The sequence below is a fragment of the Opitutus sp. GAS368 genome, from assembly GCF_900104925.1.
GTDB lineage: Bacteria > Verrucomicrobiota > Verrucomicrobiia > Opitutales > Opitutaceae > Lacunisphaera.
The window spans coordinates 3,792,464-3,803,925 of the sequence record NZ_LT629735.1 but is presented as its reverse complement, the minus strand read 5'-3'; the positions used below and the strand labels follow the sequence as shown (position 1 = coordinate 3,803,925).

General features: G+C 65.1%; 9 protein-coding genes. 3 read left to right on the top strand and 6 right to left on the bottom strand.

Annotated elements, in window-relative coordinates; genetic code table 11:
- Positions 1–187: 187 nt before the first annotated feature.
- Complete coding sequence (locus tag BLU29_RS16115) at positions 188–571, top strand: ApaG domain (RefSeq protein ID WP_091060067.1); 384 nt, start codon at positions 188–190, stop codon at positions 569–571.
- A gap of 293 nt (positions 572–864) precedes the next feature.
- Positions 865–2,223, top strand: coding sequence for an MBL fold metallo-hydrolase (locus tag BLU29_RS16110; RefSeq protein WP_091060064.1), 1,359 nt, complete (start codon positions 865–867; stop codon positions 2,221–2,223).
- A 60-nt stretch (positions 2,224–2,283) separates the two neighbouring features.
- On the opposite strand, the gene BLU29_RS16105 is transcribed toward BLU29_RS16110, so the two are convergent.
- The 6 genes from BLU29_RS16105 to uvrA all read right to left on the bottom strand — a co-directional run bounded on the left by BLU29_RS16105 (position 2,284) and on the right by uvrA (position 9,276).
- Positions 2,284–2,610 carry a GIY-YIG nuclease family protein gene (locus BLU29_RS16105; RefSeq protein ID WP_091060062.1) on the bottom strand — a complete coding sequence of 109 codons (327 nt, stop codon included), beginning with the start codon at positions 2,608–2,610 and terminating at the stop codon, positions 2,284–2,286.
- Between the two features lie 80 nt (positions 2,611–2,690).
- The gene (locus BLU29_RS16100; RefSeq protein ID WP_231962254.1) at positions 2,691–3,482 is read right to left on the bottom strand and encodes an inositol monophosphatase; all 792 of its coding nucleotides are present in this window, start codon (positions 3,480–3,482) and stop codon (positions 2,691–2,693) included.
- 71 nt (positions 3,483–3,553) lie between these two features.
- Positions 3,554–4,723, bottom strand: coding sequence for a DNA polymerase IV (locus BLU29_RS16095; protein ID WP_091060058.1), 1,170 nt, complete (start codon positions 4,721–4,723; stop codon positions 3,554–3,556).
- 215 nt (positions 4,724–4,938) lie between these two features.
- Positions 4,939–5,565, bottom strand: a complete 627-nt coding sequence (locus BLU29_RS16090) for a hypothetical protein (RefSeq protein WP_157693941.1) — start codon at positions 5,563–5,565, stop codon at positions 4,939–4,941.
- A gap of 97 nt (positions 5,566–5,662) precedes the next feature.
- Positions 5,663–6,244 carry a DUF4252 domain-containing protein gene (locus tag BLU29_RS16085; protein WP_157693940.1) on the bottom strand — a complete coding sequence of 194 codons (582 nt, stop codon included), beginning with the start codon at positions 6,242–6,244 and terminating at the stop codon, positions 5,663–5,665.
- Between the two features lie 125 nt (positions 6,245–6,369).
- Positions 6,370–9,276, bottom strand: coding sequence for an excinuclease ABC subunit UvrA (gene uvrA / locus BLU29_RS16080; RefSeq protein ID WP_091060051.1), 2,907 nt, complete (start codon positions 9,274–9,276; stop codon positions 6,370–6,372).
- 198 nt (positions 9,277–9,474) lie between these two features.
- Between uvrA and BLU29_RS16075 the strand changes: the two genes are divergently transcribed.
- Positions 9,475–11,460: a DUF1302 domain-containing protein gene (locus BLU29_RS16075; protein ID WP_091060049.1), complete on the top strand. Its 1,986-nt coding sequence runs from the start codon at positions 9,475–9,477 to the stop codon at positions 11,458–11,460.
- Positions 11,461–11,462 lie beyond the last annotated feature (2 nt).

Below are 11,462 nucleotides of genomic sequence, written 5' to 3'. Positions count from 1 at the left end.
TCCGCGGCAAGCGGGAAAGTTTATCCCCAAGGCTTGGCACCACTAATCCACACTAATGAGGCACTAATCCCAGACTGCCCAACCCGGCTTAATTAGTGACTTATTAGTGTGGATTAGTGGTTAAAAAAGCCTGCCGGTATTTTCTTCGTGCCCTTCGTGCCTTCGTGGTTCAAGTCAGTCCCACCACATGTCTGCTCCGCTCGAACTGCCCGGCCTGAAGGTCGAATTGGACAAGCTCGTCTATCACCACGGGGGCAACCTGCCGCCCGACCAGCCGCATGCCTTCGTCTATTACCTGACCATCCGCAACGATTCGGAGCGCACGGTCACCCTGCTGGGCCGCAAATGGGTCATCGAGCACGCCGACGGCACCCGCCTGGTGGTCGAGGGCGACAAGATCGTCGGCGAGACCCCCACCCTGGCCCCCGGCGGACACTTCTCCTACAACAGCTACCACGTGTCCGGCCAGCCCGGTCGGGCCCACGGCAGCTTCCACGGCCTCGACGACCAGGGTCGCCGCGTCTTTGTTCGCATCCCAGCGTTTGAGATGGAGATTCCGCCGAGCGATTGAAATCACCAGGATGTGTCTTCAAACCTCCGAAAAGGACCACTAATGGAATTTCACCAAAGGTGAAATCCACGGAAACCGCTCCGGCTGATCGCCTGCACGGTGGGTTTCGGGGGCCCGCTAATCGCGGGCAGAGAGAGGGCGGCGATCAGCCGCCCCCTGAACCTGTCGGCGGAGGCGATTAGCCGGAGCAGTGAAAGTAGATTCCGCCGTTGGCGGAATCCCATTAGTGGCCTCTCAAAAACCACCTTTCTCTTGCACCCGCCAACGCATCCCGCCTGTCTCATCTTGACCTAATGAAGATTATCGACCTCAACGCGGACGGCGGCATCGGCGCCAATTCGCTCTACGTCCAACTGGGCGATTTCCACCTCGTCGTGGACAGCGGCCTGCACCCGAAGAAGATCGGCCGCGTCGCCGCGCCAAACCTCCGCCCGCTGCAGGGTGTGAAGCTGGACCTCATCCTCATCACGCACTGCCACCTGGACCACATCGGCTCGCTGCCGCTGCTGATGCGCGCCTACCCGAACACCCCGGTGATCATGACGCAGCCGAGCCACATGCTGATCGAGCGCATGCTGCACAACTCCGCCAACGTCATGCTGCGTGAGAAGGAGGAGAAGAACATCCCCGACTACCCGCTCTTCACCCACGAGGAAATCGACCGCGTCGCGCCGCGGATGTATCCCCTCGCCTTCAACAGTCCGAAGAAGTTCGCCGGCGCGCGCGATGAGATCGAGTTCACCTTCCATCCCGCCGGGCACGTGCCCGGCGCCGCCGGCATCGAGATCCACCACAAGCACCGCCGCATCTTCTTCACGGGCGACGTCCTCTTCCAGGTCCAGCGCATCCTCGCCGGCGCCAAGTTCCCGACCGGCAAGTTCGACACACTCGTCACCGAGACCACCCACGGCGCCACCGAGAAGCCGCCGGGCATCACCCGCTCCAAGGAGATGATCCGCCTCGTCGAAACGATCAACGCCACCATCCAGCGCGGCGGCTCGGTGCTCATCCCGGTCTTCGCGCTCGGCCGCATGCAGGAGATCATGGCCATCCTCCACGACGCCCGGAAATTCGACCGCCTCGCCGAGTGCCCGATCTTCGTCTCCGGGCTGGGCATGGACATCGCCGATTACTTCGACCAGATCAGCAAGAAGACGGGCATGGTCCACTTCACCCGCAGCATCCTCAAGGACCTCAAGGCCAAGAAAGCCCCCCGCGACCTCAAGCCCGGCAAGGAGCCGCCCATCCAGGGCATCTACGTCGTCAGCGCCGGCATGGTGGCGGAGAACACGCCCTCCTACACCATCGCTTCCTGCCTGCTCGGCAACGCCAAGCACAGCATCCTGTTCGTCGGCTACTGCGACCCCGACACCCCCGGCGGCCACCTGCTGGCGGCCAACAACGGCGACCAGTTCCTCTTCGACGCCGTCAACGTGAAGACCCGCGTCCGCGCCCACATCGAGCGCTTCGAGTTCAGCGGCCACGCCACGCGCGACGAACTCCTCAATTTCGCGGTGAAAACGCAGGCCCGTTCCATCGTCCTGACCCACGGCGACCCGCCGGCCCGCGCCTGGTTCATGGAGCAGCTCACCGCCAAGATGCCGAAGTCCAAGATCCTCGACCCGGTTCCGCTCCAGACGTATCAGGTATGACAGAGAAATCGCTCAGCACCGCTGGTCGGCATTCGCTGTAGGTTCAAGTTCCTCGGCCTGTCATTCTGAGCGCAGCGAAGAATCCAGTCCTTCGCTAAACCAATCAGTGCTCAGGTCCTTCCAATCGGGATTCCCTCTCTCGATCAGCTCAAGCTTTCGTTGCCGGTTCCATCCTTTGAGGTGCTTCTCGCGGTCGATGGCTCGGCGCACATCGCGAAATTCCTCATAGTAAAGCAACCTCTTCAATCCATACTGCTTGGTGAAACCCGGAATCGCACCGGCCCTGTGTTCCCAAATGCGGCGCTTCAGGTCGTTGGTTACGCCAACATAGAGGGTGCCATTCCAGCGATTAGTCAGAATGTAGATCCAGTAAGCATGCGTAGTCATTGCGTCGGCCCACGACTGGATTCTTCGCTTTCGCTCAGAATGACAAGGCAGGAGCTGATAGCTCCAGTCCCCCGAGTATCCTATCTCCCGATCACTTCCCGCAGCTTCGCCACCATCGCCGGATTGCCCGCGGCGTATTGGATGCGCTTGGCCTTGAGCGTGAACTCCGTCATCGGGAACGGCGGGTTTTCCAGGTAGTGGATCTCGACGCCGGCCTCCGTCAGCAGCGCGCAGGCGGCGGCGATGTCCCAGACCTTGTTGTTGTGGTCCACCACCCCGTCGAGCAGTCCGATGGCCGCATAAGCCAGGTGCAGCGTGCTGCTGCCGAGCCCGCGGATCTTGAAATTTTCGATGAGCTTCTTGCCTTCCGCCGCATAGACCTTTTCCACCGGGGAATGAAACCCAACCAGGCTGTGGCTGTTCGGCGCCTCCGCCCGGGCTTTCGCCGGCTTGTCGCCGTCCCACACGCCGCGGCCGGGACCGCCGTGGATGAGAACGCGCCGCGCCATGTCGTAGATGATGCCGTAGATGGGTGTGCCGTTTTCCAGCAGCGCGAGTGAGATGGCGCAGTAGATGATGCCGTTGGCGTAATTGTTCGTGCCGTCGATCGGATCGCACACCCAGCAGAAGCGGGACGTGAGCGGCACCGGCACCGCGGTGGGCGTCAGCTCCTCGCTGAAAAACTGGTCGGCGGGAAAGGCCTGGGTGATGGCGTCCTGCAGGTGCTGCGAGATGGCAATGTCCACCGGCGTGACCTTGGTGCCGTCGTGCTTGATGACGGGCTTGGCGTGCCCGAATTCCCGGTGCAGCAGCGCCGTCTCGGCCATGACGACCTGCTTGGCGGTGGCAATACGTTGATCTAGTTCATTCACCACCACGACACCACGGCACGACGCTCCTAAGACCAAGCTTAAAAGCTCGTGGTGACGTCGTGTCGTCGTGGTTAATCTTCTTTTTGTATTTGATGCCCGTGGCGGACGATGCCGGCCTGGCCCTTGGCGTTCAGTTTGTCCATGACCGCGGCCAACCGGCGTTTCTTCTCGTCGGTCTGGGCGAACATCTCGAGCTGGCTGCCCTTCTCCTCCACGCCGGAAAACCGCACGCTCACCAGGCGCAACGGCCGGCGCTGCGTCCACGCCGCCTTCAACAGCGGCTGCACCAGCGGATAAAACGGCGCCTCCAGGTCCGTGGCCTCGGCCAGGCTTCGGCCGGCCGTGCTGTTTTCCATGCCGGGGTAGCGCACCTTGACCGTCATCGTCTTCACCCGTTTCCCATCGCCGCGGATGGCGGGCATCAGCTCGTCGATCATTCGCTTGGCGATGCGCTCAATCTCGGCCAAGTCGCTGATGTCCTCGCCGAAGGTCTCCTGCACCGAATAAGACTTCGCGTCCTCGTGGTCGGTATGCACCGGCCGGTCGTCCTCGCCGCGGGCGGTTCGCAACATCTCCTCCCAGCCGCTGCCGAAGAGGTTCTTCAGTTCGCGCTCGCTCCGCGTAAGCACGTCGCTGACGAGCCGGATGCCGGACGCCGCCAGCCGTTCCTCGCTCTTCTTGCCCACGCCGGGAATCACACTGATCTTCAGCGGCGCCAGGAACGCCGCTTCCTCCCCGGGTGGCACGACCGTGAACCCGCGCGGCTTGCGGGCCTTGCTGGCGATGGCGGACACGAGCTTGTTGGCGGCGATACCGAAAGAGGTCGGGATCTGCAGGTCGTCCCAGATGCGCTGCTGCAGGGCGCGCACGCGCCGCTCGATCTCCGGCAGCGTCTTGAAGCCGCACGGCCCGATGTCGAGGTAACCCTCGTCGACGGAATTCCGCTGCACGACGGGCGTGAGCGTCTCGCACAGGTCGAACATCTCACGGGACTTCTTGCTGTAGATGCCGGCGGTGTGCGGCAGCAGGATCAGGTCGGGGCAGACCTTCAGCGCCAGCTTGGTGGGCATCGGCGTGTAGACCCCGCAAGCCCGCGCCTCGTAACTCGCCGAGGAGATGATGCCCCGCTCGCGGCCGCCCACGGCGCACTTGGTGCCGCGCAGCTCGGGCTTCAGCGACAGCTCGCACGACACGAAGAACGCGTCGGCGTCGAGGTGGACGATGGTCGGCAGCGGGAGCATGGAACCACTTTTGTAGGAGCCTGCTTGCAGGCGAATCAATAAACAATCGCCTGCAAGCAGGCTCCTACAAGGAGGCCAAAAACAAAGGCGGGGGCAGAGCGACCCCGCCCTGCACTGACTGGCCTTCGCAAAACTTGGCGTCCTTCGCGGATATCAAGGTAGGGCGGGCAGTCCCTTGCCCGCCGCGGCGCGGAACGGAGTCCGCGCCCTACCCATTAAAACCCGAGCTTCGCGAAGCGAAGGCGCCCTTTCACATCGGTGCCCGTGTGCTGCGCCACCAGTTCGCCCAGGGCGGTCGCGTCCACCGTGGTGGAGGCCACGACCATTTCCTTGTCCTTGACGACGGCCACGCAGATTTCCACCGGTTCGTCGTCGGCCAAGTCATTCTGGACGTAGACCAGCACGGTTTCCTTTTGGTCGACGACGCCCACCAGGCGGGACCAGCCGCGTTTTTGCATGGCGCGGTCGGTCTCCGTGAAAAGCCGCTCACGGGACCAGTCGGTTCCGCCGGAAGTGCGCTCATAGACCCCCACGCTGGCGTGTTGGACGGCGCGCAGGGCCAGCCGGGCGTCGGCCACGTCCTTGGCGTGGACAAAACGCAGCCCCTGCCCGATCGCGCCCAGGGTGGCCCGGCCGAGGCTCATCTGGACTTTGGTGTGCCAGCTGGCATCGGTCGCAGCCATCAGGTGCTGGCGCAGCACCCGCACGTCACTGTCCAGCGTCAGGTAGCTGAGGGCCACGGCGCCGAGCACCAGAAAGGGCGCGAGGCAGATGCCGACCCCGAGCAACACCCACCGCCAGACAGGGCGGCGGGGCGCGGGAGCTTGGGGCGGAGGATTCATGGTAGTGGGGAGAAACCTGAAACTTGAAACCTGAGACCTGAGGATGGCTTCAAGCGCGTCGCTCGGTGTAAGGAAAGTCAGGTTTCAGGTTTCTGAATTAGACTTCCTTCGCCTTCTTCTTGGCCTCGATCTTCAGGTGAAGCTTGCGCAGGGGCTCGATGTCGAACTTGTCGGCGATCTGCGCGAGCTGGTCGGCGTTGATGTTACCGACGATGTTCACGAAGACGGCCTCGCCCTTCTTGTCCAGCACGGTGACGACCAGGCCATCGATGGATTCCTCGCCGTGCTGCTTGACGTGGATGTCGACGTTGTCGCCGCCGTCCTGCTCGCGGACGGTGACCATCTTGGTCCAACCCTGCGTCTCCAGCTTGCGTCGGACACCCTCGATCTGCTCGGTGGTGGCGGCGCGGTTGGAGTCATCGAGTCCGACGACATTGACGCGGATGCTCTTGAGGTTGCGGATAAGCTCGGCGGTCTCGGGCTCCTGGCGGGCCGCGATGCGGGCCGCGAACTTGAGCAGGGCCGGGGAAAGGTTGATCTCGACGAACTTGCCCTTGGCGGAGGGCATCAGCTGGCCGATATCGATGGCGCCGGTTTCAACTTCGGCGGCGGAGGCAAACGCGGTCAAAGCCAGCGACAGGGTCGCGGCGGCAAAGGCGGAACGGATCAGGTTTTTCATGGCGGATTGGGTTGGGGAGAACGTTGCGACTCCCCTAGCACACCGCCGCCGGGCCCAAAGTTGCAGGGTTCTATGGGTAGGGCGAGTCGTCCTCGACGAGCCGCGGCTCATCCGGAGGATTCGCCCTACCCTTTCACCGCCCGCCCCGTCAGGGAGCGTGGCTCCTTCGCAAGTCCATCCACCGGCCCGGCATACACGATCTCGCCGCCGTCCGGGCCGCCGCCCGGGCCGAGGTCGATGACCCAATCGGCCAGCTTGATGACGTCGAGGTTGTGCTCGATCACGACCAGCGTGTTGCCGGCGTCGCGCAGCTTGAAGAGCAGGTCCATCAGGCGCTGGATGTCGGTCCAGTGCAGCCCCGTCGTGGGTTCGTCGAGGATGTAGAGCGTGGTGCCCTGCTCGCGCTTGCTCAGCTCGAGCGAGAGCTTGATGCGCTGCGCCTCGCCGCCCGAGAGCGTGGTGGCGGACTGGCCGAGCTGCAGGTAGCCGAGGCCGACGGCGTCGAGCGTTGCCAGCTTCTCTATGATGCGCGGCACGGCGCGGAACAGCTCCATCGCCTCGCGCACCGTCAGGGCCAGCACGTCGGCGATGCTCTTCCCGTGGAAGCGCACCTCCAGCGTCTCGCGGTTGAAACGCCGGCCGTCGCAGCTCGGGCACGGCGCGTAGGCGTCGGCCATGAACTGCATGTCCAACCTGATCTGGCCGTCGCCCTGGCAGCGCTCGCAGCGGCCGCCGCGCACATTGAAGCTGAAACGGTTCGCCTTGTAGCCGCGCACCTTGGCGAGGGGCAGCTTCGCGAACAGATCGCGCAGGAGGTCGAGCAGGCCGACGTAGCTCGCCGGATTGGAGCGCGGACTGCGACCAATGGGCTCCTGGTCCACCACCACCGCCTTTTCAAAATACTCGAGCCCGGTGAGGCCGCGATGGCGGCCCGGCAGCGTCTTCGCGCCGTTGAGCTTCCGCGCGGCGGCGGTGGCGAGGATGTCGTTCACGAGGGAACTTTTGCCCGAGCCGGAGACGCCCGTGACGCAGGTCAGCAAACCGACGGGAAATCTCGCCTCGGCATTCTTGAGGTTGTGCTCGGTCGCGCCCTTGACTGTCAGCCAGCGGTCGTCGGGCGGCTTGGTCTTGCCGTCTTTCACGACGCCGAGCTTGCCGGCCAGATAGGCGCCCGTGCGCGACGCCGACGCCGGCAGCTTCGCGCAGTCGGCCGGCGAGCCCTGGAAAAGGATCTGGCCGCCCTCGGTGCCCGCGCCGGGCCCGAGTTCGATCAGTTCGTCGGCGATGCGGATCGTGTCGGCATCGTGCTCGACCACCAGCACCGTGTTGCCCCGATCGCGCAGTTCGCGCAGCGTGGCCAGCAGCCGCTGGTTGTCGTGGGCGTGCAGGCCGATGCTGGGCTCGTCCAGCACGTAGATCACGCCGACCAGACCCATGCCGAGCTGTGTCGCCAGCCGGACGCGCTGCGCCTCGCCACCGGAGAGCGTGGGATATTCGCGGTCGAGCGTGAGATAGCCGAGGCCGGTCTCGTCCAGGAAGTGCAACCGCTGGGTCACACCGTCCAGCACCTCGCGCACGGCGTCGGTGGCCGGCAGGACGGTCCGCAGGCCTTGTGTGAATTGCAGCGCATGCCGGATATCGAGCGCCATGAACTGCGCGAAACCGATCCCTGTAGGGTCGTTGCTTGCGACGACCTTGCCTGCAGCTGGAAGCGCGGTCGGCGCAAGCGCCGACCCTACACCCAGGCGCACCGCCGCGCTGCGGGCGTTGAGCCGCAGGCCGTGGCACGACGGGCAGTCGCCGCTCGTCATGAAGGTCGCGAGGCGGGCGCGGTAGCCGTCGCTGCGCGATTCGCGCCGCCCGGCCTCGAGCAGCGCGATGACCCCGGGAAACGGCCTGGACTCGGCCCGCTGCGTGCGGCGCACCCGGAAGCTGAACAGCCGCTCGCCGGCGCCGTGCAGGAGCGTGTGCCGGATTTCCGCCGGCAGGTCCTGCCACGGCGTCTCCGGGTTGTAGGGCAGCTGTTCGGCGAGCTGCTTCAGAATGGAACTGTGGCGGATGATCAGGTTCCGGCCGCCGATGCGCCAGGGCTTGATGGCGCCCTCGCGCACGGACTTCTCCGGTTTCGGCACGATCAGCTCCTCGCTGAACGTCATCTGCCGGCCGAGTCCGCCGCAGGTCTCGCAGGCACCCTCGGCGTGGTTGAAGGAAAAATGCCGCGGCGTGAGCGGCTCGAACACGTCGCCGCAGATGGCGCAGCTGAGGCTCTGGCTGAGATTGATCTCGCGCCACGGCGCGTCGGGGCCCTTTTGCGCCAGCACGAGGGCGCGGTTGCCGCCCTCCCGGAAGGCCAGCTCGAGCGAGTCGGCCAGCCGGCTGCGCTGCTCGGCCGTGACCTGCACGCGGTCGACGACGAGCTCCACCACCAGCTCCTCCGCGCCGTTGGGCACGAGGCGCGGCTCGTCGAGGGACCTGATCTCGCCGGCGATGCGCACGCGTTGGAAGCCCCGCTGGTGGAGGCGCGGCAGTTCGTCGCGCAACACCGATGGCTTGGCGGTCATCCACGGAGCGAGGATGATGGCGCGTTCGCCGGGAGCGTCGCGGAAAAGCTGGTTGAGGCAGTCGTCGAGCGAGCGTTTCTCCACGCGGCCGCCGTCCTTCGGGCAGCGCTGTTCGCCGCAAAGCGCCCAGAGCAGGCGCGCGTAGTCGGCCACCTCGGTGACCGTCGCCACCGTGCTGCGGGGCGAACCGCCGCCGGTGCGCTGCTCGATGGCCAGCACGGGCGACAGGCCGTGGATGAAGTCGACATCGGGCCGCTTGAGCTGCTCGAGGACCTGGCGCGCCGACGCGGAGAGGCTCTCCATGTATTTGCGGTAGCCCTCGGCGTAGATCGTGTCGAACGCCAGCGACGATTTGCCCGAGCCGCTGGGCCCGGTGAGCACGACGAGCCTGCCCCGCGGGATGCGCAGCTCCAGGTTCCGGAGATTGTGCTCCCGGGCTCCCTTGATGTGGAGGTGCGTCGTGGCGTCCATGGCCTCCCAAGGTTGTCGTTTTGAGCCGGGCGTCAAAAGGCTAATCAAAAAAGAAGCCCCTGCCTGGCTGCGGTTTAGCACTTGAAGTCACGGTCTAAAGCCAGCTTCATGGCCGCCAGCAAAATCCAAGCCGCCGGTCGGCTTGTTCCCCACCCCACCCTAACCCCGCCTCCCCTGAGGCGCATTGTGTAATCCGCTATGAACCTACGCAAAGCCACCCCCCGTTGCCTGCGCCTCCCGGTCGCCGTCAGCCTGATCCTCGCTCTCGGCATCGCGCCCACCGCCCGGGCGTTTCTCTTCGAGCTCGGCGAGGCCAAAGGCAGCTTCGACACGACCATCTCGGTCGGCAGCCTCTTCCGTTTGAATGCCCCCGACCCGAACTTCTACGGCCTCGCCAACGGCGGCCTCCAGCGCTCGGTCAACGCCGACGACGGCGACCTCAACTACAAACAGGGCTTTGACTCCTTCCTGGTGAAGGCCAACCACGACCTGCTCATCAAATACCAGCAGGCCGGCCTGTTCGTGCGGGGGTTTTATTTCAACGACCTCATGAACTCCAACGGCGTCCGCCCGCACACGCAGCTGACCGATCAGGCGCAGAAAGTCGTCGGCGCGGGCGCCGAGCTGCTCGACGCCTACGCCTACTTCAACGCGAATATCGGCAGCATGCCGGTGAGCTTCCGCGTCGGCCGCCAGGTGCTGAGCTGGGGCGAGAGCACCTTCATCCCCAATGGCGTCAATTCCATCAACCCGATCGACGTCGCCAAGCTCCGCACCCCCGGCTCCGAGCTCAAGGAGGCACTGCGCCCCCTCATGATGGCCTCCGGCTCGATCACCCTGACGGAATCGCTCAGCGCCGAGGCCTTCTACCTCTTCGACTGGCAGCGCACCCGCATCGATCCGCCGGGCACCTATTTCAGCACCAACGATTTTGTCGCCCAGGGTGGCACGAAGGTCTACCTGGGCTTCGGGGCCATCGGGGACAGCTCCGGCCTTGGCGCCATCTATCGCGGCACGGACCGCGAGCCGGGCAACGCCGGCCAGTATGGACTCAACCTCAAGTGGCTGGCCCATGGCCTCGGCGACACGGAGTTCGGCCTCTACTACATGAACTACCATAGCCGTCTGCCGGTCATCTCCGCCATGACGCCGACAGTGCCGGTCAACGGCGCGAAGGTCGTGTCCGATTCGGCCGCGGCCCTCCTGGGCAACGCCGCCTTCATGGGCGGACTGGTGCCGTCCGCCACCGCCGCGGGCGTGCCGCCGGCCCTCGCGCTCCAGGTCCTCATCGGCGCCTCGCTCGGTGATCCGACCGCGACGCAGACGCTCGCCGTGCTCACGCCCCTGCAGGCGCTGCTGCCCACGGTCGCGGGCGTCACCGGACAGATCGGGCAGCGCGAACTGCTCGTCGCCGCCGCCACCGGCCAGTACATCATCGAATTCCCGCCGGACATTCACCTCTGGGGCGCCAGCTTCAACACCAGCGTCAAGGGCGTCGCGATCCAGGGTGAGATCAGCTACCGGGACAACCAGCCGCTGCAGGTGGATGACGTCGAACTCCTCTTCGCCGCGCTCTCCCCGCTCAGCGCACGCTTCGGCGCCAACAACCAGCTCGGCGCCTATGCCCTCAACACCTACATCCCCGGCTTCCGCCGCACCAAGGTCTGGACCGGCCAGATGACGGCCACCAAGGTCACCCGCGGCTTCTTCGGCGCCGACCAGAGCACCTTCATCGGCGAGGTCGGGTTCGTGAAAGCCGACCTGCCGAGCAAAAGCACGCTGCGCTTTGACGGCTCCGGCACCTTCGTCGGCGGCGACATCAACTATATGAACAACTCGGGCAGCAACGCCTCGGGCGTCCTGCCGCTGTCCGAGCCGGCCTCGGCCTTCGCCGACACCTTCTCGTGGGGCTACCAGCTGGTGGGCCGCCTCGACTACAACAACGCCTTCAAAGGCGTGAACGTATCGCCCCTGCTGGTCTTCAGCCACGACGTCGGCGGCAACACGCCGCTGCCGATGGGCAACTTCATCCACGGGCGCAAGACGATCACCCTCGGCGCGGACTTCAACTTCCAGGACTCTTGGGGCGTCGAGCTGCGCTACGTGAGCTTCTTCGGCGCCGGCCGCTACAATCTGCTCAGCGACCGCGATTACGTCTCCTGCAACCTGAAGTATTCGTTCTAACC

Excerpts from the sequence above, each read along its gene's own strand:
- BLU29_RS16115 (WP_091060067.1), top strand. The coding sequence starts at position 188 with ATGTCTGCTCCGCTCGAACTGCCCGGCCTGAAGGTCGAATTGGACAAG.
- BLU29_RS16110 (WP_091060064.1), top strand. The coding sequence starts at position 865 with ATGAAGATTATCGACCTCAACGCGGACGGCGGCATCGGCGCCAATTCG.
- BLU29_RS16105 (WP_091060062.1), bottom strand. The coding sequence starts at position 2,610 with ATGACTACGCATGCTTACTGGATCTACATTCTGACTAATCGCTGGAAT.
- BLU29_RS16095 (WP_091060058.1), bottom strand. The coding sequence starts at position 4,723 with ATGCTCCCGCTGCCGACCATCGTCCACCTCGACGCCGACGCGTTCTTC.
- BLU29_RS16090 (WP_157693941.1), bottom strand. The coding sequence starts at position 5,565 with ATGAATCCTCCGCCCCAAGCTCCCGCGCCCCGCCGCCCTGTCTGGCGG.
- BLU29_RS16085 (WP_157693940.1), bottom strand. The coding sequence starts at position 6,244 with ATGAAAAACCTGATCCGTTCCGCCTTTGCCGCCGCGACCCTGTCGCTG.
- uvrA (WP_091060051.1), bottom strand. The coding sequence starts at position 9,276 with ATGGACGCCACGACGCACCTCCACATCAAGGGAGCCCGGGAGCACAAT.
- BLU29_RS16075 (WP_091060049.1), top strand. The coding sequence starts at position 9,475 with ATGAACCTACGCAAAGCCACCCCCCGTTGCCTGCGCCTCCCGGTCGCC.